The sequence below is a fragment of the Paractinoplanes ovalisporus genome (assembly GCF_016834655.1).
Taxonomy (GTDB): domain Bacteria; phylum Actinomycetota; class Actinomycetes; order Mycobacteriales; family Micromonosporaceae; genus Actinoplanes; species Actinoplanes ovalisporus.
Genome location: NZ_JAENHP010000018.1, coordinates 128,950 through 155,162 on the forward strand (window position 1 = coordinate 128,950; position 26,213 = coordinate 155,162).

Sequence of the window (26,213 nt, forward strand, 5' to 3'; positions counted from 1 at the left end):
GATGAACCGACGCATGAGCTCGCGCAGCGTGTCGCTCACCAGCACGTTCTTGCTCCTCGCGGCGGGCGGGGCGGCGGCGTGCGACAACGACGACGACTACCAGGACGCCGGGTTCTACTGCGCCGACGCGAACGGCACGGTTGTCGACGAGGACTACTGCGACGACGACGACAACAACGGCTCCGGGGTGGGCGCGTTGCCGTTCTTCATCTGGTATTCGTCCGGCTACCGCTCCGGTTATCCGGTCGGCTACAAGCTGCCCCCGGGCGGCAACAAGTTCGCGTACAACGACACGAAGGCGCGGCAGTCGTTCGGGCTGCCCGCCTCCGGCAAGATCGGCAATGGCACGGTGAAGACCAGCGTCGTCGGCAAGGGCGGCAGCGCCCGCAGCTCCAACAAGAGCTCGGGCGGCTGAGCGTGCGCCGAGTTCCGCACGGTCCGGTCCGCGACGGCTGGAAGCTCACCAACTTCAGCCTCGGCCTGACCTACAACGACACCGAACTGCCCGACGGCTCGATGGTCTCGTACTGGCAGGAGGGTCCGTACTACGACTTCACCGCCGGCGAGATCGAGGAGCTCGAGACCGCCACCGCCACGATCTACGAGATGTGCCTCGAAGCCGGCGACTGGATGGTCAAGCAGTGCCCGCGCCACACGGTGCAGGGCCGCAAGGACGGCTTCTTCGCCTCCATCTGCAACCCGCAGTCGTGTTACCTGGCCCGGATCGGCATCCCGGAGTTCGCCCACGAGCAGATCATCCGTACGTGGTTCGACGGTGACGCCGAGACGTGGACGCACTACGACAAAGACCCGGACATGCGGCTGCCGATGGAGACGCCGGACTACTCGCCGAGCGTCTACGGCCGTTTCGACCTCTGGTACAACGGCGCCGGCAGCATCCCCAAGCTGCTCGAGTTCAACGCGCAGACGCCCACCTCGCTGGTCGAGGGTGCGGTCATCCAGTGGCACTGGCTCGACCAGACCGGTCTGACCAAACACCCGTGGCGCCAGTGGAACTCGATCCACGACCGGCTGGTCGGCTGGCCCGCGAGCCCCGGCGAGCCGGCCGAGCCGGGCGCGTGGCGGCGCAACATCGACAAGCTCCGCGAGGCGCGCACCTGGCTCCCCGAGAAGCCCAAGATCTTTTTTGCGTACGAGACGTCGGAGCGCACCGGCGAGGACCGGATGAACGTCGCCTACCTGATGGCGACGGCCGAGGAGGCCGGCTACCCGGTCGAGCTGATCGCGATGAGCCAGATCGGCTGGGACGTCGCCGGCGACCGCGTGGTGTTCGTGCCCGGCCCCGGCCAGGAGCACAAGTCCGAGCCGATCGACATCATCTTCATGCTCTACCCGTGGGAATGGTTCTGGACCGAGGAGGGCGGCAAGGCCTTCTTCCGCAACATGGCCGACCCCACCAAGCACGGCACGGTCTGGATCGAGCCGCCCTACAAGGCCGCGCTGCTCGGCAACAAGGCCCTGCTCCCCGTACTGTGGATGCTCTTCGGCGACCACCCCGAGCGCGGCAAATACCTGCTCCCGGCCTACTTCGCCGAGTCGTCCAAGGCGGCCACCCTCACCAGCTACGCCAAGAAGCCGATCTGGGGCCGCGAGGGGGGCTCGGTCACGCTGGTCAAGGACGGGCAGACGATCACCGAGAACCCTTCCGAGTACGGCGCGGACGGGCGCTTCATCGTGCAGGAGCTCTGTGAGCTGCCGCCCTTCGAGGGCCTGGAGGGGACGGTCCACCCGGTGATCGGCTCGTGGCTCATCGACGGCGAGCCGGCCGGCATGGGCATCCGCGAGGGCCTCGGCACGTCGGGCCTGGTCACGAACGACGCCAGCTTCTTCGTGCCGCACACCATCGAAGCCGACGACTAGGCAGGCGTTTCGAGGCGGGGGCGGTGGCGCCAGATCCACCACAGGCCGATGAACGGCAGCACCAGGGGGACGTAGCCGTAGCCGCTGCCGAAGCGCGACCACACCGAATCGTCGGGGAAGTCGACCGCGTCGGCGATGCTCAGGATGCCCACCGCGAGCACGCCGATCAGCTCGATGCTGCAGCTGACCAGGGCGATCAGGCGGCCCCGGGTGCCGCCGACCGCGAGGCCGACGGTGGCTGAGATGTAGACCAGGCCCGCGAACGCGGAGAGCAGGTAGGCCAGCGGGGCCTCGCTGAACTTGGTGGTGATCTGCACCAGGGCGCGGGCGCTGGCCGAGAGCGCGAAGATGCCGTACACCAGCAGCAGGACCCGGCCGAGGCCGGAGCCGAGCGCGGCGTCCTGGGGGCGGGTGGAGGCTTCAGGCACCGGTCACCGACGCAATCTGCTGCAGCCGCAGCACCAGAACCGGCACCACCAGGCAGGCGATGCCGAGGATGAGGCTTCCCCAGCGGGTCGGCTCCATCCGGGCCAGATAGGCGCCGACCGGCACGAAGGCGATCGTGGTGACCAGGTAACCGCCGAAGGTGGCGGTGTCAGTGGGCCGGGAGTCGCCGAACAGGCCGGCGACGGCGATCACGACCAGGACCGCGACCAGCGCGCTGAAGACCGCGGCGGCCAGCAGGTCGAAGCGGCTCGGCGCGCGGTTGAGGGCGGAGCGCAGCAGGTACCACACCGCCAGCACCAGGGCGGCGACGATCGTCACCACCGACAGAGGACCGTTCACCCGGCACAGCGTACTGATTGATCTCGGCCTGGTAGCTTGCGGCTCAGCAGCCAAGAAAGGCAGGGCAAGAAATGCGCTTCGGACTCTTCGGCACCGGACCCTGGGCGCATCTCGCGCACGCCCCGGCCCTGACCGCCCACCCCGACGTCGAGTTCGTCGGGGTATGGGGTCGCAATCCCGACAAGGCGGCCGCGCTGGCCGGGGAACACAACACCCGCCCGTACGCGGACCAGGACGAATTGATCGCCGACGTCGACGCCATCGCGGTCGCCCTACCGCCCGACGTGCAGGCCCCACTCGCGCTGCGGGCCGCCCGGGCCGGCCGGCACCTGCTGCTCGACAAGCCGATCGCGTTCACCACGGCCGAGGCCGGCGAGCTGGTGGCCGCGGTGGCCGAGCACGACGTCGCCTCTGTGGTGTTCTTCACCCGGCGGCTGATGCCCCAGCTCGCCGAGTTCCTGGCCGACGCCGCCGCGACCGGCGGCTGGACCGAGACCCGCGTCGACCACCTGGGCTCGATCTTCACCGACGACAACCCGTTCGGCGCGTCGCCGTGGCGCAAGGAGAGCGGCGGCCTCTGGGACGTCGGCCCGCACGCTCTGGCCATGGTGCTGCCGGTGCTGGGCCCGGTGACCGAGGTGACCGGCATGGCCGGCCCGCGCGACATGACCCACCTGCTGCTGCGCCACACCAGCGGCACGATCAGCAACCTGACGCTCTCGGTGGACGCGCCGCCGGCCGCCGAGCGCGAGGAGGCGCTGTTCGCGGGCGAGGCCGGCCTGCGTACCCCGCCCGACATGCCGTGGTCGCCGGTCGACGCCCTGGGCCGGGCCATCGACCAGCTGATCGCCGCGGCGTCCGGCGGCCCGGCCTCCGAGCTGGACGTCCGTTTCGGCGCGGAGATCACCGCCGTGCTGGTCGCCGCCCGGGAGGCGATCGCCTCGGGCCGTACGGTCACGGTCGGCACCGCCAGATGACCGGCTGAATCGGCAGCGTGAGGTCGGCCGGGCCGCTCATCGCGATTCCGGCCACCACATGCGCGTCGTCGCTGATGCCGGCGACCACGAACGAGCCCAGGTAGGCGTCGATCGCCGGCAGGTAGGCGGGCAGCGACAGGACCTGCCGGCCGACGAAGACGGACGGCTTCTCCTCGCCGAAGCGCCACTGCCCGGTCGGCGCGGCGACCTGCGTCTTCATGATCTCGGTACTCAGCTGCTGCCACATCCCGGTGCCCGGGTGGAACCGGTACACGATGTTCCGCGTGCCCAACCCGCCCTCCGCCGGCGCCGACGAGACCACACCGTAGAGCCATCCGTACCGGAAGACGAGCGGGTCGAAGGTGAGGGCGGGCCGGCCGTCGACGGGCGGTGGCGTGATCGCCCGTCGCGTGCCGTCCGGCATCCACAGATAGCCCTGCTCGGAAACGGTGCCGGCGACCGTGCCGTCGGGCGCGATGTCCCGGACCTCGGCCCGGGCCTCATCCGGCACCGCCAGCGGCACCGGATCAGCGTCCGCCGACGGCCACCGTACGGGCTGTTCGTGCTGGTCACGGCCGAGCTGACCGGCGATCTGGCCGTTGTCGTTGATCGCGACGGCGAAACCGGTGCCGCCCCTCAGCCGGGTGAACCTCCCGTCCCGATAGGCCCACGGGTGGTCGGCCCGGCTGTCGCTGAGCCCGACCGCGACCCCGGACGCGTTGATGTCCCTCATCGTCACCCCGGTGACCGGTGGCACGACGTCCTCGACCAGGGCGCCGTCGTGCCATACGAGGTGGGACTTCGACAACGACGGCGTCATCATGTCGGGTTCGGCCCGGCCGATCAGCCAACGGCCGCTCGAGTCGCCCGCATCGACCTCGGCCGAGCGGTACTTCGCGGCCGGGAGGGCCGCGGCCGTGCAGGAGGACGGGACGGCCGGGTCGGGCGGCGGCGTGGGCAGGGGAGTGGGCGCCGGGTTGGGCCGGGCGGCCACCAGGACGCCACCGGTCACGGCCGTGACGGCGACCGCGGAGAGCGCGGACCCGCCGGCCCACCACCGGCGCCGGCGCCGGCGGCCGTCGCGCATGGCCTTGGAAACGTCGATCGCGGGCGGCCCGGACGGCTCGCCGCTGAGCGGGCGCAACAGGAGGGCGCCGTACTCGTCGTCGCTGTTGTTGTTCATCGAGCACCTCCGACGCGGTCACCGAGAATGCGGCGCAGGGCGGTCAACCCGTGCGAGGTCTGGCTCTTCACCGTGCCCTCCGAGCAGTCGAGCAGCCGGGCCACGTCGGCCACCGACTGGTCACAGAGGAACCGCAGCACCAGGACGGCCTGCTGACGGGCGGGAACCCGGCGCAGCGCAGCCCGCAGCACCGCCTTCTCCTCGGTCGAGCCGCCGCCCTCGGCGGCTGGGCGTTCCGGGGGCACATCCCGCAGGCTGACCCGCCACCAGCCCCGGCGCTTCTCGTCGAGAAACGCGCGGACGAGCATCCGGTGGACGTACGCGTCGACGTTCTCGACCCTCGCGATGCGCGGCCACTTCGCGTACAGCTTGGTGATGGTCTCCTGCACCAGGTCGTCGGCCTGATGCTCGTCCCCGCTGAGCAGGAACGCGACCCGCCGCAGGGCCGGCACCCGTCCGTTCACGTAGGCGAGGTAGCCCGCGTCCGATTCGTCATCCATCCCCGCTCCTGTCCCTCGTCCACCCATAGACGGGGATTGCCGTTCCGAGGTTGTACGGAATTTTCGGTCCTGTGACCCGTCCGGGCGCCCCGGCGTGCCGAATCAGCGCTTGAATAGCTGCAACGGCGAAAGGCGGACCCATGGCGGAGCGCGGAGCAAGCCGTCGCCCCGAACACCTGGCGGCGGTCCCGGACAGCGGTGCACCGCCCCCGGCCGACGCTGGTGACCTGCTGCGCGAGGTGGCTCGAGGCGACGAGAAGGCGTTCGGGCGGCTCTACGACCTGGTCGCGCCCCGCGTCTACGGCCTGATCCGGCGGGTGCTGCGCGATCCGGCCCAGGCCGAGGAGGTCGCACAGGAGGCGCTGGTCGAGGTGTGGCGCACGGCGGTCCGCTTCGACCCGGCGCGCGGCTCGGCCACGTCATGGATCTTCACCATCGCGCACCGGCGCGCGGTCGACCGGGTGCGCTCCGAACAGGCGGCGACCGACCGGACGATCCGGGCCGGGGTGGCCTCGGTCGACACCCCGTACGACGCGGTGGCCGACGAGGTCTCGGGCCGGCTCGAACGGCAGCAGGTGCGCCGATGTCTCGACGGCCTGACTGAACTGCAACGGCAGGCGGTGACGTTGGCTTATTACCAGGGCCACTCGTATCCGCGGGTGGCCGAACTGCTCGGCACGCCGCTGCCGACGGTGAAGACGAGGATGCGCGACGGGCTGATCCGCCTGCGCGACTGCATGGGAACGGGGGCCTCGGCGTGACCACCGAGATTCACACCCTGGTCGGCGCCTATGTGCTCGACGCCGTGGACGACATCGAGCGCGCGTCGTTCGAACGTCACCTGCGCGAGTGCGACAGCTGCCGCACCGAGGTCACCGAGCTGCGCGAGACCACGGCCCAGCTGGCCCACGACACCTGGTCGGTGCCGCCGCCCTGGTTGCGCGAGAACGTGATGGCCGAGGTCTCCCGCACCCGCCAGCTCCCGCCGAACGTTCCGGACGCCCCCGCCGCGCCCCCGGTCCGCACGCCGTCGCGGTGGCGGCGGCTCACCGCGGTGGCGGCCGCGGTGGTCGCCGCGGCCGGCACCGGCACGGCGGTCTTCGTGGTGCAGGACCAGCGCGTCCGCGACGAACGGGCGGTCGCCGAGGCGGCCCGTCTCAACGAGGCCCGCGTGCGGGCGATCCTCTCCGCGCCCGACGTCAAGCTCAGCGAGCAGGCGATGTCGACCGGGGGCCGGGTCACCGTCGCCACCTCGCAGCTGCACAACGCGGGCGTGGTGATGCTGGCCGGTGAGGCCGCTCCGGCCGGCCGGGTCTACCAGCTCTGGACGATCCGGCCCGGCGGCGATCCGCAGAACGCGGGTGTGCTGCGCGAGGGCCAGACGGCCGAACTCGTCGTGGTCGACGGGCTGCCCGGGGCGACCGACGTGGGAGTGACGATCGAACCGCCGAACGGGTCCCCGGCTCCCACGACGCCGATGGTGGCCGACGTCAAACTCACCTGAGGCCCGGCCCCATCCTCAGGGGACGGTGCGCTCGATGGCGGCCGCGCCGTCCCGCTCGAGTTCCTGGCGGGCGCGCTCGATGTTCTCCGGCGTGGGGTCGCGGCCCTCGGCGACGGCGAGGTCTTCGGGGTCCCAGGGCTGATCGGCTCCCGTACGCACCGGGGGCTCCTCGCCGGGCTGGAGGAACTCGGGGTTGTCGCTGTCGGGGCCGCCCCCGGTGATGAAGGCCTCGACCGCGACGTCGTCCTCGACGGCGTCCGCGACTTCCGGCGTCTCCTCCAACGGCTGGCGTATCTCGTCGGTCATGATTCCTCCATCGCTCGGCTCACCTCCGGTACTACCCCATCGGCTCGGGCCCGGAACAGGGGTCGGGCCCATCGATTCGCGCCTGGAACCGGGGGCCGGGCCCGTCGGCTCGCGCCCGGAACCGGGGGTGGACTCTCGATTCGCGCCTGGAAGAGGGGTCGGAAAGGGACGATCATGCTGTCGGCCGGTCAAACTGAGCGCTAACTGGACAGGACCTGCGCGTTACGGATGGACGCTTAGTAGCGGGCCGAATACATTTTCGCCTTGACGCTCGTTCTCGGGGGCCTGGTGGGATGCGCCGGGCCCGTCCGGGCGGGCGTGGTGAGGGGGAAACGCATGACCGAGAGTCGGGGAGGGCGGTCGTGACCAGCCTGTCCGATGCGGAACGGGACGCGTGCGACGTGTTGCAGGCCCTCGCGGGCCTGGCCGCGCTGCTGCGCCGCCCCGCCGCGGACGTGCCGGGCCTCGACCCGGCCGACCCCGCAGTCGACGACGCCCGCCGGCTGCTGCTGAACCTGGCCGAGGACGGTGGTCAGTCCGCCGCCCGGGTGCTGGCCTATCTGCGCACCCAGCGCGGCGCCGGTGACGGTGACCTCGCCGCGGTGCCCCCGCGGCTGGGTCAGTGGCGTGAGTGGGTGCCGCCGCGCGGTCACCTCTTCGGCCTGACGACGACCCGGCCCACCCCGAACGAGGTTCCGCAGCCTCGTCGCAGCGACCCCGGCGAATAGGCGCTCGCTCCCCTCGGCGCACGAGTCGGGGGTTCCCTCCCGATGAGCGGGCGTACCTCAGTGCGCCGGTCGCTCTTCAGCGTGCCGACCGCAGGGTCTCCGAGGGGGATTCGCCGAACCGGGCCCGGTACGCCGACGCGAACCGGCCCAGGTGTGCGAAGCCCCACCGGTGCGCCACGGACGCGACCGTCACCCGTGCTGGGTCGGCCCGGCGCAATGCCTCGTGCACCCGGCCCAGGCGCACCTGCTGGAGGTAGGTCATCGGGGCCATGCCCATGTGCCGGCGGAAGCCCTCCTGCAGCGACCGGACGCTCATGTTGGCGACGCGGGCCAGGTCGGTCACCGTGAACGCGCGTTCCGGCTCGTGCTGGATGGAGTCGACCACGCGGCGGATCGCCCGCGGCGGGCCGGTCACGGTCGGGCCGGTCAGCTCGTCGTGATAGCGGTGGGGGAGGCTGAGCAGCAGGCCGCTGAGCACGGTGCTGCGCAGCTGCTCGGCCATCAGCGGCTCGTAGAACAGGCTGGTCTCGAACTCGAGCTCGTCACACAGAAGGCTGATCAGCCGGCGCCAGCTCTGCCCCGGGCCGGTGGAAAGGTCCACCTCCGGGGGAAGGTCGAGGGGTCCCTCGATCGGGTGTCCCAACAGTCCAGACAATTCCTCCTCGAGAGCTTTCCGCTCGACCTTGACGGCGAGTTCGGCGCAGTTGCCCTCGCGGGAGGTGTAGACCGGGCTGCCCGGCCCGAAGACGACCCCCGTCGAGGGGCCCACGACCACCTCACGGCCGGCGTGGCGGGCGCGCAGGTGCCCCTGGGTCGGCATGCTCACGTGGTAGGCGTCGAGCTCGGCCACGAGCAGGGTCACGGGGGTGTTGAAGCTCAGGTGCCCGACCGTCAGGGGTCCGAGTTGGATCACTCCGACGCCGAGCTCGAAGTCGCCGGCGGCATCGGGCATCCCGACCGCTACCGGGTAGTAGAAACGATTTAGCACAGACCGTGCCTCATCGATGTCGACCCCGCTGAAGTGGACTATGTCCGGAGCGTCGGGGCACACGTGGGGCGGCCTCGGAAAGACGTCAACCATGCCCAGAGGTGTCCCATCGCATACCGTGAGTATTCGACCCCGACACATGGAACGTCAACGTTCCCGCCACGCGCTGACCGTTCCAGCACATTCAGGCCATATGAACTACTCTGGCGTTCCGCGCCTACGTGGCGTAACTTGCAGACCAGCGGATTGTTGTAGGAACGCGGTCGGAGAGCGGCGCCCGGGCGAGGCGTCCGACGCCCATGAAGGCCTTTCAGGGCCAGTGGTGCGTCCTTCCCGCGGAAGTCGGCGTCGGCCCGCTCGACGCCAGGAAGAGGGCAGCCGTGTATCTGCCGATCACCACGCGCCAGTTGGCTGATGGCACCGTCGAGATCGCTCCCAGCGGGGAAATTGATCTTGATAATGCTCACGTGATGCGGGACGCCGTCAACGACGTGCTGACCAGCTCCACGCCGGGCAAGATCTGCCTCGATCTCCAACGCGTGATGCTGATCGACAGCATCGGCATCGGCATCCTGGTGGCCTGCTTCCACACCGCGGCCGCCAGTGGCATCAAGCTCGTGGTGAGCCACCCGAGCCCGACGGTCTATCGCCAGCTCTGGGTCTCGGGCCTGGTGGGCCTGCTGGGCTGCGCCGAGCCGCCGTCACCCCGCACGTCGGTCGGCCTGCGCCCGTCCTGACCCGCGGTCTTATCGGGCGCCGCAGCACAACGCCCCCATGAAGAGCGCGTGACCGCGGCTCGTCCATGGGGGCGCGACGCCCGTCAGTGCGCCTGCAGAGCCGCTTCCTCCCGGGCGCGCCGCTCCTCACCGCTCAGGTCGGAGAGCGGCTTCTCCTTGATGAACAGCACCGCGATGATGGCCAGGAACGCGATCGGCGCTCCGATCAGGAACAGCTCGGCCGTGGCGGTGCCGTAGATGTCCTTGACCACGTCGAGGACCTGCGGGGGCAGGGCGCTCAGGTCGGGCACCTCGGACGTGCCGCCGGTCGCCGCCCCGGCGCCCCCGAACTTCTCGGCCGACAACGACGTCACCCGGCTCGCCAGCACGGCGCCCAGGGCGCTCACCCCGATCGCGCCGCCCATGCTGCGGAAGAACGTCAGGGTCGACGTCGCGGCGCCCAGCTCGGCCGCCGGAACGTCGTTCTGGGCGGCCAGCACCAGGTTCTGCATGAGCATGCCGACGCCCACGCCCAGCACGGCCATGTGCACCGAGAGCACCAGCACGCTGGTGCGGGCGTCGATAGTGCTCAGCAGCAGCATGCCGGCGGTCATGATGACAGCCCCCGCCACCAGGTAAATCTTCCACTTACCGAACTTCGTGATGAGCGCTCCGGCGACAATCGAGGAGACCAGAAGACCGAAAATCATCGGCAGGCTCATGAGGCCGGCCACGGTCGGAGACTTACCGAGCGCAACCTGGAAGTACTGCGACAGGAACACCGTGCCGCCGAACATCGCCACGCCGACCAGCACGCTGGCCACGATGGTCAGGGTGACGGTGCGGTTGCGGAAGATGCGGAGCGGGATGATGGGCTCCGCGGCGCGGGACTCGACCCACACCGCCAGCGCCAGCAGCACCACGCCGCCGGCCACGAACGCCACCGTCTCCCAGGACGCCCAGTCGAAGTGCTGACCAGCGAGCGTCGACCAGATCAGGAGCGTGCTCACCCCGGCCGTGATGAGGAAGGCGCCCAGCCAGTCGATCTTCACACCGGACCGCCGTACGGAGGGAAGGTGGAGGGTCTTCTGCAGGAGGGCGATCGCCGCCAGCGAGAAGGGCACGCCGATGAAGAAGCACCAGCGCCAGCCCAGCCACGAGGTGTCGACCATGACGCCGCCGATCAGCGGGCCGGCGATGGTGGCGACACCGAAGACGGCGCCGAACATGCCGGCGTAGCGGCCCATCTCGCGCGGCGGGATGATCGCGGCGAGAACGATCGTGGCCAGCGCGGTCATGCCGCCGGCGCCGATGCCCTGCACCACGCGGCTGACGACGAGCACCTCGACGTTGGGCGTGAAGCCGGCGATCAGCGAGCCGGCCACGAACAGCAGCAGCGAGAGCTGGACCAGCAGCTTCTTGTTGTAGATGTCGGCCAGTTTGCCCCAGAGCGGGACGGTGGCCGTCATGGCGAGCAGTTCGGCGGTGACGATCCAGGTGTAGACCGACTGGGTGCCGTTGAGGTCGGCGATGATCCGGGGCAGCGCGTTGGAGACGACGGTCGAGGCGAGGATCGCCACGAACATGCCCAGCATCAGGCCGGACAGCGCCTGGACGACCTCGCCGCGGGACATCCGGCCGGGCGTGGCGTCGTCGGCGACCGCCTCCGCCGGCGTCGGCGCGCCGGCCAGGGCGGCAGCGTCGTCGGCGACGACGGACTCCGGGCCGTCGGGCGGACTGGTGAGTGTCATCGGGTGACTTCCTCGTGAGTAGGTGCTGGTGACGGCTCGGTCGGGATGACCTCGTCGTGGGCGGGGGAGGGCTCGGTCAGGCCGGAGCCGAGGAGGTCGAAGGCCTCGCGGACGAGATCGATGAGCTCGACGCCCTCGTCGGCGGTGGCCCAGCGCATCATCGAGGTGCGGAAGGCGGCGCCCACGGTGGTCGCGGCGAGCTGCGGAAACATGCTGTCGGCGGGCAGACCCGTACGCGCGGCGACGGCGGCGATCGTCTCCTCCTCGGCGCACTCCCCGCGGGCGACCAGGATCGGCAGCAGCGACGGGTTGCTCTTGATCACGCGGAGGCGTAGCAGCCAGACGTCCCGTTCGGCCTGGATGTCGGCGATGTCGGGCGTCATGGCTTCGAGCAGCGCCCGCACCAGCGGCACCCCGGCCGGCACCGCGAGCAGCCGGTCGTGGATGGACGGACCGTCCGGCAGCGGGCCGCCGATCAGGGCGTCGTCCTTGGTGGCGAAGTAGTTGAAGAACGTCCGCGGCGACACGTCGGCCGCCTCGGCGATCTCCTCAACGGTGACGTGGTCGCGGCCGCGCTCATCAACCAGCCGCAATGCGGCAGCGGTGAGCGCGGCCCGGGTCTGCTGTTTCTTCCGATCACGCCGCCCGGGCGCGGTCGGTGCTGTGGTGGCCACAAGCGCAGGCTAGGGCCAATCTTGCAGGCTCTGCAAACTTTTATTGACTGCAGTGATCAGGGTTACCTGCGGCGCAGGAACTCCGCCGTCGCGGTGACGGCCTGAGAGACGTACGCCTCCTGGTCGTAGAAGTCCGTGTGGCGTTCGCTGTCCAGCCAGACCGTCTCGTCGGCCGCCATCAGCTCGGCCAGCTCCGGCGAGCAGTAGTCGTCGCGGCGCCCGTGCACGATCAGGCTCGGCGGCAGCAGCGGGCGCACCCCGAGCACGTCCAGGGTCATCAGGCTGTGCAGCGAGCCCCGCGTGACCCGGTTCGTCCAGTTCGCGGGGTGCTGCGAGTAGTACTCCCACGGTTCCTCGCCCGGCATCGCCGCCTCACCCTCGGCGGCCACCGCGGGCAGGAAATCGTCATACCTCTCGATCATCTGAGACAGGGCTTTCCCGTACGCCTCCCGGCCCATCCGCCGCACGAACCAGGCCGGACTGTTGTAGGCCCCGGCAATGCCCGCCACCGCCACCACCCGCGGATCGGTTGCCGCCGCCCGCATCGCGTAGCCGCCGCCGAGGCAGATGCCGACAAGCGCGACCTCGTGGCCGTCGAGAAGGCTCACCGCCGCTCGCAGGTCGGCGAGTTTGCCCTGACTGTCCTCGTGCTGCGGCCGGCCCTCGCTCTCGCCGAAGCCGCGGTGGTCGAAGGTGAGCGTGGTGAACCCCTCGGCGGCGAAGCGTTCGGCGTAGAGGCCGGTCACCTGCTCCTTGACGCCGGTGAAGGGCCCGGTGAGCACGATCGCCCGCGGGCCGGGGGAGGGGTGGAGGACACCGGAGAGGGCCAGGCCCTCGCTGTGGACAGTCACGCGTTCGGTCACGCCGCGACACTAGGCTGCTACGCGACGGGAGGGCAGAAGGCACTTCCGGGTACCCATAGGCGGTGCTGCTCGTGGATCTGGTCGTCCCCGATGTGCTCGAGGAAAGCTGCGCCACCCGGCAGGCCCTGGAACGCCTGGCCGCGAAGTGGCGTGTCCTGCTGGTCTATTCGCTGCTGCCCGGCCCGCGCCGCCCGGCCGAGCTGCGTCGGCGCGTGCCCGGCATCACACAGAAGATGCTGACCGAGACGCTGCGGGGCATGGAGGCCGACGGTCTCGTCGAACGCCGCGTGCTCAAGGAGAGCGCGCCGCAACATGTCGAGTACGATCTGACGCCGCTCGGGCGCACGCTCGAGGAGCCGCTGGCCGCGATCTGCCGGTGGGCGGCTCAGCCCGCGGTCAGGCCGGCTCCCGCCGGCTGATCTTCAGGAGCAGACCCTCGGGCGTACGGACGTGGAGCTGGTCGCCGTAGTCGCGGTCGTGGCCCACGTCGTCGACCGGGAAGCCGGCCCGGTGCAGGTGGGACTCCAGTTCGGACAGGGGCATCGACGCGTCGAACGTGAGCTCGACCGTGTCTTCGCCGCGGTCGCGGTCGGGCGGTCGCACCAGCAGGCCGATCTGGACGGTCCCGAGCTGCATGAGCACCCAGTCGCTCTCTTCACCGCCGTGGATGATCTCGCCGCCGAGCAGGCGGTAGAACGCGATCGAGGCGGCCAGGTCGTCGACGTGCAGCATCGGGCGCAGCAGCAGCCCCGGGTCTGTTCGTGTGGTCATGCGTCTGCCCCCTTCGGTCCAACGCCGGCGAGGACTCAACGACTCAGTCGTTCAGCTGGGTGCGTTCAATTTCGGACAAAGCGGCCGTAATGACCCGCTCCGGCGGGCGGGGGCCGAGCAGGTCGGCCAGCAGCAGGGCCGCGTGACGGGCCAGCACGTCGGGTTTGGGCGGCGGGGTGCTGCCGTCCTCCTCGAGCACGCCGAGGGCGCCCGCGAGCAGGTAGAGCACCGCATGCGGGTCGGTGTCGGGGTGCCACGTGACGGCCGAGCGGACGCAGTGTTCGAGCACCCCGCGCACGGCGTCGCTGTCGAGCCCGTCGGGGTTGGCCTGCTCGAGCAGCAGGCGGGTGGCGGTGCCGAGGACGAGGCCGGTCTGCGCCGGGTCGAGCGCGGCCAGGCCGGCGGTGGCCGAGTCGAGCGCGTCGGTGTCGTGCCCCTGGGCCGCGGTCACCGCCGCCGACGCCGCGGCCGCGATGGGCCGGGCCGGGGCCGGCAGGTGCCGCCAGTTCTGTTCCATGGCGAGACCTTAATGGCCCCGACCGACAGGAACGGAAAATGTCGGAGGGGCCTGGCAGGCTGGTCGCATGTCGAGTCAGCTCAAGCAGGCGATGGCCGCGCGGGTCGAGCGCGGCGAGTTTCCCGGTCTCGTGGCGCTGGTGGCGCGCGGTGACGATGTGCGGGTCGAGACGGTCGGGGTCACCGAGTTCGGCGGCGACCGGCCGATGCGCCGCGACACCCCGTTCCGCATCACCTCGATGACCAAGCCGGTGATGGCCGCGGTCACCATGATGCTGGCCGAGGACGACGTGTTCGACCTCGAGCAGCCGGTCGCCCGCCTCCTGCCCGAGCTGGCCGGTCAGCGGGTGCTCACCAGTCCCGGCGCCGGGCTCGACGAGACCATTCCTCCCGTACGCCCCATGACCGTCGAAGATCTGCTGACGTTCACCCTCGGCTTCGGCAACGTGCTGTCGCCCGAGGGTGAGGTCGACCCGCCCTATCCGGTTGTCACCGCCTGGCGCGATCTCGAGCTGCGGCTGGCCGAGCCCGAGCCGCGCACGACGCTCGACCCCGACGAGTGGATCAGACGGTTCGGTTCGCTGCCGCTGATCCACCAGCCGGGCGAGAAGTGGATGTACAACACCGGCACGCTGGTGCTGGGCGCCCTGCTGACCCGGGTCACCGGCCGGCCGCTGGGTGACCTGCTGCACGAGCGCGTCTTCGCCCCGCTCGGCATGACCAGCACCGGTTTCTGGCTGCCGGCCGAGCGCATCGCCGACGTGCCGCCGCACTATCTGAACGGCGAACGGTCGACGGGCGATCCGGCCGAGAGCTGGACCAGGCCGCCGTCCTTCCCGAGCGGGTCGGCCGGGCTGCTCTCCACCGCCGACGACTATCTGGCTTTCGCCCGCATGCTGCTGCGCGGCGGGGTCCACGGCGGCACCCGGCTGATGTCCGAGAAATCGGTGGCCGCGATGACCACCAACCACCTCTCGGCCGAGCAGATCGGGAGCGGCGGCTTCTTCCTGGGCGGGTCCGGCTGGGGCTACGGCCTCGCCGTCACGATCGAGGCCGACGAGGTCAGCGGCCCCGGGCGCTATGGCTGGGCCGGCGGCTACGGCACCGACTGGTTCACCGACCCCCGCGAAGACCTGATCTTCATCGTGCTCAGCCAGGTGAGCGACCTGCTGTGGAGCGGCGCGCTGACCGAGTTCGGCAAGCTCGCGTACGCGGAAAATCCGTAAGGTGGATCCGGGCCCCGGCCAACGGCTGGGCGGGGCCGGCCTGGGGAGGCTCGATGACCAGTCTCGACGCGGTGACGGCATGGGTGGACAACTACCGCAAGGCGTGGGAGTCCAACGATCCGCGGGACATCGCCGACCTCTTCGCCGAGGACGCGGCCTACTTCACCGAGCCCTACGCGAAACCCTGGCTCGGCCGCGACGCGATCGTCGAGCAATGGCTCAAGATCAAGGACGAGCCGGGGAGCACCACCTTCGAGTGGCATCCGTTGATCGTCACCGAAGATCTCGCGATTCTCGAGGCGAAGACGACCTATCCGAAAGACACGTACAGCAATTTGTGGGTTCTGCGGCTCGACAATCTGGGCCAGGCCCGCCAATTCACCGAATGGTGGATGAAACACCCCGCCTGATCAATGGAGGGTGATCGCGGACAACTGATTCCCGCGGATGATCAGGTTGCGGCGACCGGGATGGTGAGCCGGGAATCCGCACAGTGGACGGTGTGCTCCTGCGGTTTCAGGTCGTGGGCCTCCGCGGGATCGCCCGGCGTGCCCAGGTTGCGGGCGAAACGCGGGAACGAACCGCCCGAGATCTGCAGACGCAGGCGGTGACCGGCGGCGAGCCGGTGGAAGCACGGGTCGAGCATGAGCGACAGGTTCTGCACCTGACCGGCCGGGATCGCGGGATCGAGCCGCAGCATCCGGTCGGCGAAGTTGCGGGAGCGGCCGCGCCGGTCGACGTCGCAGAGGCGCACGAAGACGTCCGCGTGAGCCGGATCGACGGCCAGGGCCAGGTCGAGCACGGGGGAACCGATCACGTCGACCGCCGTCGGCAGCGGGTCGGTGGTGAAGGTCAGGACGTCGGACCGGGCCTCCAGCTTGCGGTTGTCCTTGACCCCCATCGAGCCGGTCAGCGTGCGTCCGCCCACGGTCGGAGTCGGGTCGGCCGGGTCGTACCGGAAACGCACCGTGCCCTCCGACGGCCGCGACGCCGAGGCTGGTTGCGGCGGCTCGGCGGGCGTCGTGGCGAGGCCGGAGGGGTCGGGAGGCGTCGGGGCGGGATCGGCGGGCGTCGAGGCGAGGCCGGAAGATTCGGGCGGCGTCGGGGCGGGGGAGGCGGCCAGCGTCAGCGTCCGGTCGGCGTGCAACTGGAAGACGGCGGGGGCGGCCGGTGGCGGCCAGGAGGCGAGTTCGTGCCAGCGCCGCTCGCCGGTGCGGAACACCCGTACGGGTGACTTCCGGGCGGCCGGCGCCGAGGCCATGTGCTGGTCGAGCCAGGCCAGACTCTCGCGGGCCAGCGTCATCGCGCCCTGCAGGCCCAGCTGCAGGTGCGTCCACGGGCCGACGGTCAGGCCCACGTCGACGCCGCGGGCGCTCAGGGTGTCGTACTGCTGAAGCGACTGCTCGAGAAAGAGGTCCTGCCAGCCGCTGATGATCAGCACGGGGGTGGAGACGCTGGTCAGAGCGTCGCCGGCCCGGTACGGCAGCCACCACGGATCGTCGCCGTCGGGGTGCGAGAGCCACTCGCGGTACCAGGGAGCACGCCCGCGCAGCACGGGGTCGGCCGCGTCCGGCAGCGGGACACCCGCGAGCGCGGGACGCAGCCGACGCTCGGCCGAGGCCCCGTTGAGGAGGCGTCGTAGCAGGCCACCGTCCTCCTGGCGGGCGATCATGTCGCTCCAGCCCAGGAAGTCGCCGACCGTGAACGCGCCCGTGCCGAAGACGGCCTCGCGGAAGTCGTGCGGCCCGACGTAGACCACCGCCGTACGCAGCTCGGGCGGTGGATCCTGCAGGAGCGCCCACTGCGCCCAGCCCAGATAGGACGCCCCCAGCGTGGCCAGCCGCCCGTCGAACCAGGGCTGTTCGCGCAGCCAGGCGACGGTGTCGAGGCCGTCCTCGGCCTCCTGGGCCATCGGCCGGAACCGCCCGCCCGACCCGAACGTGCCGCGCACGCTCTGGATGATCACGTGGTAACCGCGCGCCGCGAAGAGCCGGCCGTTGAGCGCCGAGGCCGGGAAGCCGCGCCCGTACGGGGTCCGGATCAGCACCGTTCCCCGGGGCCGGGCGGTGACCGGGGCGAAATGGTCGCCCACCAGCACCACACCGTCGCGCATGGGGGTACGCGCGGTTGTCAGCACGTAGTCGTTCGCGGCCGGTCCCTGGCGCAGCAGACGGGAGAGCGCGGCGTCCGCGAGCCGCTGCCGGATCGAATGGGCCATGACGCTCCTTGATCAATTATTCCGGGGCGGAGAAACCCAACGACGATCATCGCGGAATATGAAAGCGAGCGCGATTCGAACCGTACTCGGATGTGCGAATTCGCGGCCGGGTTGGCAGACTGCCACGGTGGAAGTCCGGCAGGCACTCGGCGGCCGCTACACATTGCTGAACGAACTCGGCAGTGGGGGCATGGCCGTCGTGTGGCGTGCGCGCGACGAAGTGCTCGGCCGTCCGGTCGCGGTCAAGGTGCTCGCCGGTCGCTACGCCGGTGATCCGCAGTCGCGTGCCCGCATCCGCGACGAGGCCCGCTCCGCGGCGACCCTGTCGCACCCGAACATCGCCCAGGTCTACGACTACGGCGAGGCCGACGACCTTCCGTACGTGGTGATGGAACTCGTCAACGGGCCGACGCTGCAGCAGCGGGTGTCGTCCGGGCCGCTGCCGCCGCGCACGATCTTCCGCATCTGTGGCGAGGTCGCGGCCGCGCTCGCCGCCGCCCACGACGACGGCCTGGTCCACCGCGACATCAAGATGGCCAACATCATGATCGCGCCCTCCGGGGTGAAGGTGGTCGACTTCGGCATCGCGGCCGCGGCCGGTCCCGCCGCTCCCGAAGACATGCTGGTCGGCACGCCCGCCTACCTCGCGCCCGAACGCCTCACGGGCGACGCGGTCGAGCCGGCGTCCGATGTGTACGCCTTGGGTGTGCTGCTCTACCGGCTTCTGGCGCACGAGTCGCCGTGGAGCGTCGAGAGCACGACCCAGATGCTGCAGGCGCACGTCCACATCGACCCCGAGCCGCTGCCGGAACTGCCCGGGGTGCCCGAGGCGGTGGCCGACCTGATCGACCGCTGCCTGCTCAAGAATCCGGCCGAGCGGCCGAGCGCGAGCCAGGTGTCGGCCACGCTGGGCGACGCGTCCGAGGCCGCGACCATTGATTCCGTACGGGATGACCTCGAGCCGACGGCGTTGCACGTGCCCCGGCCGTCCCCGCCGGTCGCGCCGCCCCGCTATGGGGCCCAGCCGGTCGGGACTCCCCGCAACGCCGCCCCCGCGCCGGCTTCTCCCGCTTCTCCGCGGGCTGGGTCGCCGGGCGCCACTCGGCCGAACGAAGGGCCGACGACGGCACCCTCCTCGCGCGGGAACATGGCCGGCGCGCGGGCCGACGACCGGGCGCACAACTCGGCCTGGCCGGCGACGATGGTCGACGGTGCTGCGGGGTCAGGGCGCGACGCCGGTGCGATGCGGGACGGCGGTGGCGACCGTCCGTCACGTGGCTCGCGGCGACGCTCCGCTGCGGCCGGGGGCTGGTTCTCCGGCGTACGGAGGAAATATGTCGTTGCCGGTGGTGGCCTCGTGGTCGTGGTCGTGGCGGCGCTGCTGGCCTGGCTGCTGCCCGGCGACCCGGAGGCGGCGGGCAGACCGCAGGCGGCCGACCCGACGGTCTCGGCCGCACCCGCCGTGACCAGCGCGCCCGTCTCGCCTTCGGCCGGAGCGCAACCCGGCGGAACCGTCCCCGCGGCCACCGACCGGCCCGGACCGGGCGCGATCGTCGGAAGTGGACCGGTGCCGTCGGTGGTGCCCTCCGGATCGGTCGTGGTCCCGCCCAGGGTGAGCAGTGCTCCCCAACCCAGCACGTCGAGTGACGGTTCGACGTCACCCTCGGCGCCGCCGCCCGGCAAGAGGCTGGAGTCGCCGGGCGGTGCCGCGTTCGCCGTCTGCAAGGACGGGAAGGCGCAGCTGACCGGGTTCGAGCCCGCCGACGGCTTCACCGCCCAGCCGATCGAACCCGGGCCGGCGCTCACGGCACGTGTCCTGTTCGACGGGGCGAAAACGAAGTACCGGATGGCGGTGACGTGCTTCGGCGACGCCCCGACACCCGTGGTGCTGCCTCTGTAGCGTCTCGCGGCGCTGTTCGGGTTCCTCAGACCCGGAGCGTCTCGCGGGGTGTCACGCCGTACTCGGTCCGGTAGTCGGCGGCGAACCGGCCCAGGTTGACGAAGCCCCAGCGGCGGGCCACACCCTGCACGGTCACGCCGTCGTGCGGGTCGCCGGCCAGCAGTTCCCGGTGCACATGATCGAGCCGTACGCGGCGCAGATAGGTCATCGGCGTGATCGCGAGGTGCAGGCGGAACGAGGTCTGCAACGCGCGGATGCCGACGCCGGCCGCGGCCGCGATCTGGGCCACGGTCAGATGGCTCTCGGGATGCGCCTCGATGAAGGCGGTCGCCTTGCGCAGGACGGCCGGCAGCGCGGTCTTCTCCGGCGGCTTGGACGGAGTGAGGAATTCCAGTCCGGATACGGACGCGGCCATTCCGGCCGCGATGTCGACGGGTAGGCGTAGCAGGACAAATGTCGTATTCGCGGGTGCCATTGTTCGGTTCCCTCCGCGGAGCCACCTCACCTGGGGCGGCTCGACTACCCCGAAATCCGCGAGAGTGCACATTGGATGGAAGAACCGTGATGCGATCCGTGGCACGCTGCGGTTACCGGGCCGAGGCATCGGGGTAGGACAGCCCCGGGCACGAAGCCCAGAGGGAAGGGGAAGCGACATGACTAGGGAAAACGTGAACACGGAGGCGGCCGAGGGCGACCGTGACCGCCGATTCCACGGCGGCGCCCCCGCACACCTCGACGACGACGAGCTGGCTCGCCGCACCGATGAGGAACGCGCCGACGCCGGCGTGACCGACTACAACCCCTCGGACGTCCCGCCGGCCACCGACGACCCGGTGCCGTACGACCCCGACGCCGACGTCATCGAACAGGACATCGAGAGCGTCACCGCGCGCCAGGAGGCCGAGGGCGAGACCGCGCCGCTCACCGAGAACAACCCGTTCCCGCCCACCCGCTACGCGGAGTAGGGCGTTCCAGGCATCGGTGGCGGCGTGGGCCGCCGCCTTTCCTTCCGGTGCCGCGTTCCTTCACGCCTCGCGGGACGACATCTGCTGCATGCCGATCGCGGCGACCAGGTCGAGTTTGCCGCGCGCGTCGGTGCCCGGCCGTGGCGTGCTGACCACCATCCGCAGGTCGGTGCCCTGGGTGGTCAGCACGTTGGCGTCGATCGCGATGTCGCCGACCTGCGGATGCTCCACGATTTTGCTCGCGGTCTCGTGCTCGGCGACCGCGCGCACCTTCCACAGTTCCTCGAACCGTGGGACGCGCAGCAGCCGGGACACCAGGCTGGTCAGCCCGGGGTCGGCCGGATATCGGCCGGTGCTCGCCCGCAGATCGGCGACCAGGGACTTCTCGAATTCGGCGCGTTCGTCGTCGGTCTGCCGGATCCGGGACAGCCGCCCTTCGAACTGGCCGAGCAGGGCACTGCGGCCCGCCTCGCCCTGCCGGCTCGGGTCACCGAAGGTAGCCGCGAACAGCGGGTTCCAGTGCAGCAGCTGCCAGGTCGCGTCGTAGATCCCGATCGGGTTGGCGGCCAGCTGCTCCATGATCCGGTAGAGGGCGGCCGGGATCAGCCGCGGCACCCGCCCCGGGCCGGCGGCGTGTCCCGCGAGCCGCATCAGATGGGCCAGTTCGTCGTCCGACAGCTGCAACGCGCGGGCCAGCGCCGAACAGACCTGGGCCGACGGCGTGGTCGTCTTGCCCTGTTCCAGCCGGATCACGTATTCGACCGAGATCCCGGCCAGCATCGCCAGCTCCGACCGCCGCAGCCCAGCCACCCGCCGCGGCGAGTTGTGCGCGAGCCCCAGCTCCGCCGGATCCAGCCTGTCCCGCCAGGCCCGCAGCTGCGCACCGAGGTGACTCATGACCCCATGGTCCACCGAGCGGCCCGGCCGTGGGTGGTAAAGGTTTTGCCACCAACGGCCTTGGCTCCCGCCGCCCTCATGGCAGTCACAGACTCGAACACATGCAGAACTCGATCACCCTCGCCGAGGACCTGACCCTGGGCCGCATCGGCTACGGAGCCATGCAGCTGGCCGGGCCCAACGCTTTCGGCCCGCCCCAAGACCGCGCCGCCGCGATCCAGGTGCTGCGAACCGCAATCGACCTGGGCGTAACGCACCTCGACACCAGCGACTACTACGGCCCCCACATCACCAACGAGCTCATCCGCGAGGCACTGCACCCCTACCCCTCCGACCTACGCATAGTCACCAAGGTCGGCTTCCGCCGAGGCCCCACCGGAAGCTGGGACCCGTCCCCCCACGACCTACGCACCCAGGTAGAAGCCAACCTCCAGCGCCTGAACCTGGAGGTCCTGGACGCCGTGAACCTGCGCGTAGCGGGCCCCGGTTCCTTGGCCAAGCCGTTCACCGAGCTGGCCGCCCTACGCAAGGAGGGCTTGATCCGTCACCTGGGCGTCTCGAACGTCACCGCCGCCCAGGTAACCGAGGCCCGCACAATCGCCCCCATCGTCTTCGTCCAGAACATGTACAACCTGGCCCTACGAACCGACGACGACCTCATCGACGCCCTGGCAACAGACGGCATCGGCTACGTCCCGTTCTTCCCCCTAGGCGGCTGGACCCCTCTCCAGTCCACAACCCTCAACGAGGTAGCAGCTTCAATCCACGCAACCCCTCAGCAGACCGCCCTGGCGTGGCTGCTGCAGCGTTCCCCCAACCTGCTACCCATCCCAGGCACGTCCTCGCAGTCCCACCTACGCGAGAACCTGGCCGCCACCTCTCTGACGCTGCCCCCCGAGGCAAAGTCCCGCCTAGACAACGCGACCGCCCCAGCCACAAAAGCCGAGTAGCACCCACCCGCAGACGGGGTTGCCGACGACAGCCGCTAGTTTCGCGCTCGCGCGATGGTTTTCCGCCGTGACCGCCGCTCCAACCGCGCCCCACTCGATGGGTTCACCGTGACCGTCGCTCCAACCGCACCCCACGCAATGGGTTCGCCGTGACCGCCGCGCCGACCGCGCCCCACTCGATGGGGGGTCCGGGGGGCTTGCCCCCACGGCGTGGGGTCTGGGGCTCGGGCCCCAGGAAGGAATGCACGAGCCCTCCGGTCCGCGGTAAGCGCGGACAGAGGGCTCCCTGGATCGTGCCCCCGGCAGGATTCGAACCTGCGCTTTCGCCTCCGGAGGGCGACGCTCTATCCCCTGAGCTACGGGGGCTCAGCGAGGAAAGACTAGCAGGCGGGTCCTTGGTGGGGCCAACCGGTATGCCCGGCCCCGAGCGCATCCGCGACGGGGCCGGGCCGCCCCGCGGTGGCCGACCCCGCCCGGCATCGCTCGGGGCGGTCTTCGTCTCATCGGGCCGGAGCGGAATGGCAGCGCATTCAGCGTCTCGCCGAACAGAATCTGGCCGTTCCGGAAGGGTCCGGCGTCGCCGGCGAAGGCGCACCGCAATTCGGTGGGGCAGCTTCACACGCGGCAAACAGAAAGAGCCGGGCGGTGCGCCCGGCTCTTTCTGACGTACGGAGGTCGTGCGGAGGCTCAGCTCGCCTGGACCTTCTTGAGCAGGTCGTCGATCAGGCCCAGCTCGGTCTGCTGGGACTTGACCATGCTTTCGGCGATCCAGTCGACGTCTTTGTTGTCGGACAGCTCCACGGCTTCCTGGGCCATGTGGATGCCGCCCAGGTGGTGCTGGCGCATCAGGGTCAGGAACTCGATGTTGAGCTCCTTGCCGCTGGCCGCCCGCAGCTTGGTGAGCTGTTCGGGGGTGGCCATGCCGGGCATGAGACCGTTGACGATCGAGCCGGCCGAGTTGGGCATCCAGGCCATCGCCGGCTCGGAGCCGGTGGGGCTGAGGCCCCAGTCGCGCAGCCAGGCCTGCATGTAGCCGATCTGGCCGTGCTGGGTGAGCGCGATGTCGTTGGCCACGTAGACGATCTCGGCGTCGTCGGACTTCTGGTGGGCGATCATCGACATCTCCACCGCCTGGGCGTGGTGGGTCGACATGTCGCGCAGGAAGCCGGCCTCGACCGAGTCGTCGCCGGGCTTGGTGAAGTGGGGGATCGACAGGCCGATGCCGATGCCGAGGGCCACCCCGAGAACGAGTGCCAGGACGGCCAGGATCGGGCCGCGGGAGCGCCGGGCCGTTTCTTCCCCGTCGTGCGGCGCGGCGGCGTCGGCCGCCGCGCCGGGGTCGGTCGAGACAGTCATTACTTGTTCATGACCGTGCCGTCGCTGCCGGCCGCCTGCAGCGGGCCGGTCGTGGTGTTGCCGCCGGAGCACGAGATGCCGGGCTCGAGGGCGGAGACCAGACGGGTGTCCTTGATGAACTCGTCGATCTTGGGGTCGTTGACGTCGTCGGTCTTGTACTGGAAGCCCCAGACCTGCACCGAGACGTTCTTGTCGAGGCCCGCGTACGGCGACATCATCGTGTAGTCCTGGCCTTCGACCTTGCCCTTGAGCACGTTGACCTGGTCGGCCGCCAGACCCTGCTTGTAGGTGATCCAGACCGCGCCGTGCTCGAGGCTGTGCACCGCGTGCTCGTTGGCGATCGGCGCGTCGTAGACGTCACCCGAGCAGTTCTGCGGGGTCGCGTTGTGCGCGCCACCGACCGGCGGGCTCGTCACGTACTGCTGGGTGCCCTGCTTGTGCGAGGTGTCGTTGATCTGCGCGTTGTTCTGCTTGCGGTAGTTGACCACGCCGGCGATCTCGGAGACCTTGTCCTGCCAGTCCCGCGAGCCCTGCACGGCCGCGAAGACGCCGTAGCCGATGATGCCGACCGCGACCAGGACGACCACACCGGCCACCGCGATCGGCCCCCAGTTGCGGCCGCCTGCGACCTTGACCGGGGTGACCGGCTTGCGGCCCTTGCCACCACCCTTGCCGGCCGGGCCCTTGGCGCCGGGCTTCTTGCCGGAGGAGCCGGACGAAGAGGAGGGCGGCTTGCCCTGGCCGGAGGTCTTGGAGACCTTGACGGAGGACGGGACCCGCTCGGGACCCGGCGTGCTCATGCTCATCGTGCCTCGTCGATTCTTTCGATGAAGGAGGGCGGGGCTCGGGTGGCCGCCGAGCGACGAAGTCTACCCCCGATAGCATGGCTGAGTGACTCCCGCCAAGCTTGCTGCCACCGTTCTCTCAGCTGCTCGTGCCGTGTTCGAGACCCGCGGGCTCGACACCTCGGCCCTGCCTGAGGCCACGACGGTCGAGCGACCCCGCAACCCCGAGCACGGTGATTACGCCTCCACGCTGGCCCTGCAGCTGGGCAAAAAGGCCGGGGTGCCGCCGCGCGAGCTGGCCGCCGCCCTCGCCGAGGAGCTGGGTCGGCAGCCGGGGGTCAAGTCGGTGGAGATCGCCGGGCCGGGCTTCCTGAACATCCGTCTCGACGCGGCCGCGGCCGGCGTGCTGGCCCGTGACATCGTGCTGGCCGGCGAGAGCTACGGGCACACCGGGTCGCTGACCGGCGAGAAGATCAACCTCGAGTTCGTCTCGGCCAACCCGACCGGCCCGGTGCACATCGGCGGCGTGCGGTGGGCCGCGGTCGGTGATGCGCTCTCCCGGCTGCTGCGCGCGGCCGGCGCCACGGTCGGCACGGAGTACTACTTCAACGACGCCGGGTCCCAGATCGACCGGTTCGCGAAGTCTCTCTACGCCAGCGCCAAGGGCGAGCCCGCCCCCGAGGACGGCTACGGCGGCGAATACATCGCCGAGATCGCCACCGCCGTCCAGGCCGAGGCCCCCGACGTGCTGAAGCTGGGCGAGCCCGAGGCGCTCGAGACGTTCCGCCGGGTCGGCGTCGAGCTGATGTTCGCCGAGATCAAGCAGTCGCTGACCGAGTTCGGTGTGCATTTCGACACCTATTTCAACGAGAAGGACCTGCACAACCGGGGTGAGTTGCAGGAGGCGCTCGACCGGCTGCGCGAGCAGGGTCACATCTTCGAGGCCGACGGCGCGACCTGGCTGCGGACGACCGAGTTCGGCGACGACAAGGACCGCGTGCTCCGCAAGTCGGACGGCGACTGGACCTACTTCGCAGCCGACTGCGCCTACTACCTCGACAAGCGCAAGCGCGGCTTCGACCGGGTCGTGATCATGCTGGGCGCCGACCACCACGGTTACATCGGCCGGATGAAGGCGATGTCGGCCTGCTTCGGCGACGACCCGTCGAAGAACCTCGAGATCCTGATCGGCCAGCTGGTCAACCTGGTGCGCGACGGCGAGCCCGTACGGATGAGCAAGCGCGCCGGCACGGTGGTGACCCTGGAGGACTTCGTCGACGCGCTCGGGGTCGACGCCACGCGCTACGCGCTGGCCCGCTACTCGTCCGACTCGCCGATCAACCTGGACATCGCGGTCTGGACCCGGGCGACCAACGACAACCCGGTCTACTACGTGCAATACGTCGCGGCCCGCACGTTCAACGTGGCGCGGCAGGCGGCCGAGATCGGCATGGCCCGGGGCGACGCGGCGGATTTCCGGCCCGACCTGCTCGGCCACGAGAAGGAGAACGAGCTGCTCAAGACGCTGGGCGAATACCCCGACGTGGTGGCCCGCTCGGCCCAGCTGCGCGAACCGCACCACGTCGCGCGCTATCTCGAAGAGGTCGCCGGGGCCTACCACCGTTTCTACAGCGAGTGCCGGGTGAAGCCGCAGGGTGACGACCCGGTCACCGAGGTCAACGTGGCCCGGCTCTGGCTCAACGACGCCACCCGTACGGTGATTGCCAACGGGTTGGGCCTGCTCGGCGTCTCGGCGCCCGAAAGGATGTAGG

General features: G+C 70.5%; 30 protein-coding genes and 1 tRNA gene. 14 read left to right on the forward strand and 17 right to left on the reverse strand.

Annotation, left to right across the window (positions count from 1 at the left end; all coding sequences use genetic code 11):
* The first annotated feature begins 13 nt into the window (after positions 1-13).
* On the forward strand, positions 14-415 hold the full coding sequence (locus JIG36_RS37520) for a hypothetical protein (RefSeq protein ID WP_236049002.1): 402 nt from the start codon (positions 14-16) through the stop codon (positions 413-415).
* A 2-nt stretch (positions 416-417) separates the two neighbouring features.
* Complete coding sequence (locus JIG36_RS37525) at positions 418-1,881, forward strand: glutathionylspermidine synthase family protein (RefSeq protein WP_203381196.1); 1,464 nt, start codon at positions 418-420, stop codon at positions 1,879-1,881.
* Here the strand turns inward: JIG36_RS37525 and JIG36_RS37530 are convergent.
* Together JIG36_RS37530 and JIG36_RS37535 are read right to left on the reverse strand one after the other, a co-directional pair.
* Complete coding sequence (locus tag JIG36_RS37530) at positions 1,878-2,309, reverse strand: hypothetical protein (RefSeq protein ID WP_203381197.1); 432 nt, start codon at positions 2,307-2,309, stop codon at positions 1,878-1,880. The two genes, JIG36_RS37525 and JIG36_RS37530, sit on opposite strands and share 4 nt — an antisense overlap.
* Entirely contained in the window at positions 2,302-2,667 is a 366-nt protein-coding gene (locus tag JIG36_RS37535; protein WP_203381198.1) for a hypothetical protein, read from the reverse strand. The genes JIG36_RS37530 and JIG36_RS37535 overlap by 8 nt, the downstream gene beginning before the upstream one ends.
* A 71-nt stretch (positions 2,668-2,738) precedes the next feature.
* Between JIG36_RS37535 and JIG36_RS37540 the strand changes: the two genes are divergently transcribed.
* Positions 2,739-3,644 (forward strand): Gfo/Idh/MocA family protein, encoded by a 906-nt coding sequence (locus JIG36_RS37540; RefSeq protein WP_203381199.1) that lies wholly within the window; start codon positions 2,739-2,741, stop codon positions 3,642-3,644.
* Here JIG36_RS37540 and JIG36_RS37545 read toward each other — a convergent pair.
* Complete coding sequence (locus tag JIG36_RS37545) at positions 3,622-4,827, reverse strand: hypothetical protein (protein ID WP_203381200.1); 1,206 nt, start codon at positions 4,825-4,827, stop codon at positions 3,622-3,624. The two genes, JIG36_RS37540 and JIG36_RS37545, sit on opposite strands and share 23 nt — an antisense overlap.
* On the reverse strand, positions 4,824-5,327 hold the full coding sequence (locus JIG36_RS37550; RefSeq protein ID WP_203381201.1) for a SigE family RNA polymerase sigma factor: 504 nt from the start codon (positions 5,325-5,327) through the stop codon (positions 4,824-4,826). Before JIG36_RS37550 ends, JIG36_RS37545 begins: the two co-directional genes overlap by 4 nt.
* Before the next feature lie 140 nt (positions 5,328-5,467).
* Between JIG36_RS37550 and sigK the strand changes: the two genes are divergently transcribed.
* A complete protein-coding gene (gene sigK, locus JIG36_RS37555) occupies positions 5,468-6,088 on the forward strand; it encodes an ECF RNA polymerase sigma factor SigK (RefSeq protein WP_203381202.1) in 621 nt (206 codons plus the stop codon).
* A complete protein-coding gene (locus JIG36_RS37560; protein WP_203381203.1) occupies positions 6,085-6,831 on the forward strand; it encodes an anti-sigma factor in 747 nt (248 codons plus the stop codon). The genes sigK and JIG36_RS37560 overlap by 4 nt, the downstream gene beginning before the upstream one ends.
* Before the next feature lie 15 nt (positions 6,832-6,846).
* Here JIG36_RS37560 and JIG36_RS37565 read toward each other — a convergent pair whose 3' ends face one another.
* The gene (locus tag JIG36_RS37565) at positions 6,847-7,137 is read right to left on the reverse strand and encodes a hypothetical protein (protein WP_203381204.1); all 291 of its coding nucleotides are present in this window, start codon (positions 7,135-7,137) and stop codon (positions 6,847-6,849) included.
* 362 nt (positions 7,138-7,499) lie between these two features.
* On the opposite strand from JIG36_RS37565, the gene JIG36_RS37570 reads away from it, so the two are divergent.
* Positions 7,500-7,865 carry a hypothetical protein gene (locus JIG36_RS37570; RefSeq protein WP_307873064.1) on the forward strand — a complete coding sequence of 122 codons (366 nt, stop codon included), beginning with the start codon at positions 7,500-7,502 and terminating at the stop codon, positions 7,863-7,865.
* 76 nt (positions 7,866-7,941) lie between these two features.
* Here the strand turns inward: JIG36_RS37570 and JIG36_RS37575 are convergent, their stop codons facing one another.
* Positions 7,942-8,853 carry an AraC family transcriptional regulator gene (locus tag JIG36_RS37575; protein WP_307873065.1) on the reverse strand — a complete coding sequence of 304 codons (912 nt, stop codon included), beginning with the start codon at positions 8,851-8,853 and terminating at the stop codon, positions 7,942-7,944.
* Positions 8,854-9,233: 380 nt separating this feature from the next.
* On the opposite strand from JIG36_RS37575, the gene JIG36_RS37580 reads away from it, so the two are divergent.
* Positions 9,234-9,590, forward strand: a complete 357-nt coding sequence (locus tag JIG36_RS37580) for an STAS domain-containing protein (protein WP_127497678.1) — start codon at positions 9,234-9,236, stop codon at positions 9,588-9,590.
* Positions 9,591-9,673: 83 nt separating this feature from the next.
* Here the strand turns inward: JIG36_RS37580 and JIG36_RS37585 are convergent, their stop codons facing one another.
* The 3 genes from JIG36_RS37585 to JIG36_RS37595 form a co-directional block, all read right to left on the reverse strand.
* Positions 9,674-11,320: an MDR family MFS transporter gene (locus JIG36_RS37585; RefSeq protein ID WP_236049003.1), complete on the reverse strand. Its 1,647-nt coding sequence runs from the start codon at positions 11,318-11,320 to the stop codon at positions 9,674-9,676.
* Positions 11,317-11,994 carry an acyl-CoA-like ligand-binding transcription factor gene (locus tag JIG36_RS53640; RefSeq protein ID WP_203381206.1) on the reverse strand — a complete coding sequence of 226 codons (678 nt, stop codon included), beginning with the start codon at positions 11,992-11,994 and terminating at the stop codon, positions 11,317-11,319. The genes JIG36_RS37585 and JIG36_RS53640 overlap by 4 nt, the downstream gene beginning before the upstream one ends.
* Before the next feature lie 62 nt (positions 11,995-12,056).
* Positions 12,057-12,857 carry an alpha/beta hydrolase gene (locus tag JIG36_RS37595; RefSeq protein WP_203381207.1) on the reverse strand — a complete coding sequence of 267 codons (801 nt, stop codon included), beginning with the start codon at positions 12,855-12,857 and terminating at the stop codon, positions 12,057-12,059.
* Between the two features lie 62 nt (positions 12,858-12,919).
* Here JIG36_RS37595 and JIG36_RS37600 point away from each other — a divergent pair, with 62 nt between their 5' ends.
* Positions 12,920-13,276 (forward strand): winged helix-turn-helix transcriptional regulator, encoded by a 357-nt coding sequence (locus JIG36_RS37600; protein WP_307873066.1) that lies wholly within the window; start codon positions 12,920-12,922, stop codon positions 13,274-13,276.
* Here the strand turns inward: JIG36_RS37600 and JIG36_RS37605 are convergent.
* Both JIG36_RS37605 and JIG36_RS37610 read right to left on the reverse strand, forming a co-directional pair.
* Positions 13,254-13,628 (reverse strand): VOC family protein, encoded by a 375-nt coding sequence (locus JIG36_RS37605; RefSeq protein ID WP_203381208.1) that lies wholly within the window; start codon positions 13,626-13,628, stop codon positions 13,254-13,256. The two genes, JIG36_RS37600 and JIG36_RS37605, sit on opposite strands and share 23 nt — an antisense overlap.
* A gap of 43 nt (positions 13,629-13,671) precedes the next feature.
* Positions 13,672-14,145 (reverse strand): hypothetical protein, encoded by a 474-nt coding sequence (locus JIG36_RS37610; RefSeq protein WP_203381209.1) that lies wholly within the window; start codon positions 14,143-14,145, stop codon positions 13,672-13,674.
* A gap of 67 nt (positions 14,146-14,212) precedes the next feature.
* Here JIG36_RS37610 and JIG36_RS37615 point away from each other — a divergent pair, with 67 nt between their 5' ends.
* Both JIG36_RS37615 and JIG36_RS37620 read left to right on the forward strand, forming a co-directional pair.
* Positions 14,213-15,370, forward strand: a complete 1,158-nt coding sequence (locus tag JIG36_RS37615) for a serine hydrolase domain-containing protein (RefSeq protein ID WP_203381210.1) — start codon at positions 14,213-14,215, stop codon at positions 15,368-15,370.
* A gap of 53 nt (positions 15,371-15,423) precedes the next feature.
* Entirely contained in the window at positions 15,424-15,780 is a 357-nt protein-coding gene (locus JIG36_RS37620; protein WP_203381211.1) for a YybH family protein, read from the forward strand.
* 41 nt (positions 15,781-15,821) lie between these two features.
* On the opposite strand, the gene JIG36_RS37625 is transcribed toward JIG36_RS37620, so the two are convergent.
* A complete protein-coding gene (locus JIG36_RS37625; RefSeq protein WP_203381212.1) occupies positions 15,822-17,588 on the reverse strand; it encodes a CocE/NonD family hydrolase in 1,767 nt (588 codons plus the stop codon).
* Between the two features lie 127 nt (positions 17,589-17,715).
* Between JIG36_RS37625 and JIG36_RS37630 the strand changes: the two genes are divergently transcribed.
* Positions 17,716-19,488 (forward strand): serine/threonine-protein kinase, encoded by a 1,773-nt coding sequence (locus JIG36_RS37630; RefSeq protein WP_203381213.1) that lies wholly within the window; start codon positions 17,716-17,718, stop codon positions 19,486-19,488.
* A 25-nt stretch (positions 19,489-19,513) separates the two neighbouring features.
* Here the strand turns inward: JIG36_RS37630 and JIG36_RS37635 are convergent, their stop codons facing one another.
* Entirely contained in the window at positions 19,514-19,963 is a 450-nt protein-coding gene (locus JIG36_RS37635; RefSeq protein WP_203381214.1) for a helix-turn-helix transcriptional regulator, read from the reverse strand.
* A 178-nt stretch (positions 19,964-20,141) separates the two neighbouring features.
* Here JIG36_RS37635 and JIG36_RS37640 point away from each other — a divergent pair, with 178 nt between their 5' ends.
* The gene (locus JIG36_RS37640) at positions 20,142-20,453 is read left to right on the forward strand and encodes a hypothetical protein (RefSeq protein ID WP_203381215.1); all 312 of its coding nucleotides are present in this window, start codon (positions 20,142-20,144) and stop codon (positions 20,451-20,453) included.
* Between the two features lie 60 nt (positions 20,454-20,513).
* Here the strand turns inward: JIG36_RS37640 and JIG36_RS37645 are convergent, their stop codons facing one another.
* The gene (locus tag JIG36_RS37645) at positions 20,514-21,350 is read right to left on the reverse strand and encodes a helix-turn-helix domain-containing protein (RefSeq protein ID WP_203381216.1); all 837 of its coding nucleotides are present in this window, start codon (positions 21,348-21,350) and stop codon (positions 20,514-20,516) included.
* A gap of 101 nt (positions 21,351-21,451) precedes the next feature.
* On the opposite strand from JIG36_RS37645, the gene JIG36_RS37650 reads away from it, so the two are divergent.
* A complete protein-coding gene (locus JIG36_RS37650) occupies positions 21,452-22,300 on the forward strand; it encodes an oxidoreductase (RefSeq protein ID WP_203381217.1) in 849 nt (282 codons plus the stop codon).
* Between the two features lie 294 nt (positions 22,301-22,594).
* Here the strand turns inward: JIG36_RS37650 and JIG36_RS37655 are convergent.
* The 3 genes from JIG36_RS37655 to JIG36_RS37665 all read right to left on the reverse strand — a co-directional run bounded on the left by JIG36_RS37655 (position 22,595) and on the right by JIG36_RS37665 (position 24,462).
* Positions 22,595-22,666 (reverse strand) — tRNA-Arg (locus JIG36_RS37655).
* A gap of 321 nt (positions 22,667-22,987) precedes the next feature.
* On the reverse strand, positions 22,988-23,656 hold the full coding sequence (locus JIG36_RS37660) for a DUF305 domain-containing protein (RefSeq protein ID WP_203381218.1): 669 nt from the start codon (positions 23,654-23,656) through the stop codon (positions 22,988-22,990).
* Positions 23,656-24,462, reverse strand: a complete 807-nt coding sequence (locus tag JIG36_RS37665; protein ID WP_236049004.1) for a thioredoxin-like domain-containing protein — start codon at positions 24,460-24,462, stop codon at positions 23,656-23,658. The genes JIG36_RS37660 and JIG36_RS37665 overlap by 1 nt, the downstream gene beginning before the upstream one ends.
* Positions 24,463-24,547: 85 nt before the next feature.
* On the opposite strand from JIG36_RS37665, the gene argS reads away from it, so the two are divergent.
* Positions 24,548-26,212 carry an arginine--tRNA ligase gene (argS, locus tag JIG36_RS37670; RefSeq protein WP_203381219.1) on the forward strand — a complete coding sequence of 555 codons (1,665 nt, stop codon included), beginning with the start codon at positions 24,548-24,550 and terminating at the stop codon, positions 26,210-26,212.
* Position 26,213 lies beyond the last annotated feature (1 nt).

Bases quoted from the DNA above. Each gene is read 5' to 3' on its own strand.
- JIG36_RS37585 (WP_236049003.1), bottom strand. From the start codon at position 11,320: ATGACACTCACCAGTCCGCCCGACGGCCCGGAGTCCGTCGTCGCCGAC.
- JIG36_RS37520 (WP_236049002.1), top strand. From the start codon at position 14: ATGAGCTCGCGCAGCGTGTCGCTCACCAGCACGTTCTTGCTCCTCGCG.
- JIG36_RS37625 (WP_203381212.1), bottom strand. From the start codon at position 17,588: ATGGCCCATTCGATCCGGCAGCGGCTCGCGGACGCCGCGCTCTCCCGT.
- JIG36_RS37660 (WP_203381218.1), bottom strand. From the start codon at position 23,656: ATGACTGTCTCGACCGACCCCGGCGCGGCGGCCGACGCCGCCGCGCCG.
- JIG36_RS37665 (WP_236049004.1), bottom strand. From the start codon at position 24,462: ATGAGCATGAGCACGCCGGGTCCCGAGCGGGTCCCGTCCTCCGTCAAG.
- JIG36_RS37650 (WP_203381217.1), top strand. From the start codon at position 21,452: ATGCAGAACTCGATCACCCTCGCCGAGGACCTGACCCTGGGCCGCATC.
- JIG36_RS37540 (WP_203381199.1), top strand. From the start codon at position 2,739: ATGCGCTTCGGACTCTTCGGCACCGGACCCTGGGCGCATCTCGCGCAC.
- JIG36_RS37545 (WP_203381200.1), bottom strand. From the start codon at position 4,827: ATGAACAACAACAGCGACGACGAGTACGGCGCCCTCCTGTTGCGCCCG.
- JIG36_RS37605 (WP_203381208.1), bottom strand. From the start codon at position 13,628: ATGACCACACGAACAGACCCGGGGCTGCTGCTGCGCCCGATGCTGCAC.
- JIG36_RS37640 (WP_203381215.1), top strand. From the start codon at position 20,142: ATGACTAGGGAAAACGTGAACACGGAGGCGGCCGAGGGCGACCGTGAC.
- JIG36_RS37635 (WP_203381214.1), bottom strand. From the start codon at position 19,963: ATGGCACCCGCGAATACGACATTTGTCCTGCTACGCCTACCCGTCGAC.
- JIG36_RS37610 (WP_203381209.1), bottom strand. From the start codon at position 14,145: ATGGAACAGAACTGGCGGCACCTGCCGGCCCCGGCCCGGCCCATCGCG.
- JIG36_RS37620 (WP_203381211.1), top strand. From the start codon at position 15,424: ATGACCAGTCTCGACGCGGTGACGGCATGGGTGGACAACTACCGCAAG.
- JIG36_RS37565 (WP_203381204.1), bottom strand. From the start codon at position 7,137: ATGACCGACGAGATACGCCAGCCGTTGGAGGAGACGCCGGAAGTCGCG.
- sigK (WP_203381202.1), top strand. From the start codon at position 5,468: ATGGCGGAGCGCGGAGCAAGCCGTCGCCCCGAACACCTGGCGGCGGTC.
- JIG36_RS37615 (WP_203381210.1), top strand. From the start codon at position 14,213: ATGTCGAGTCAGCTCAAGCAGGCGATGGCCGCGCGGGTCGAGCGCGGC.
- JIG36_RS37550 (WP_203381201.1), bottom strand. From the start codon at position 5,327: ATGGATGACGAATCGGACGCGGGCTACCTCGCCTACGTGAACGGACGG.
- JIG36_RS37645 (WP_203381216.1), bottom strand. From the start codon at position 21,350: ATGAGTCACCTCGGTGCGCAGCTGCGGGCCTGGCGGGACAGGCTGGAT.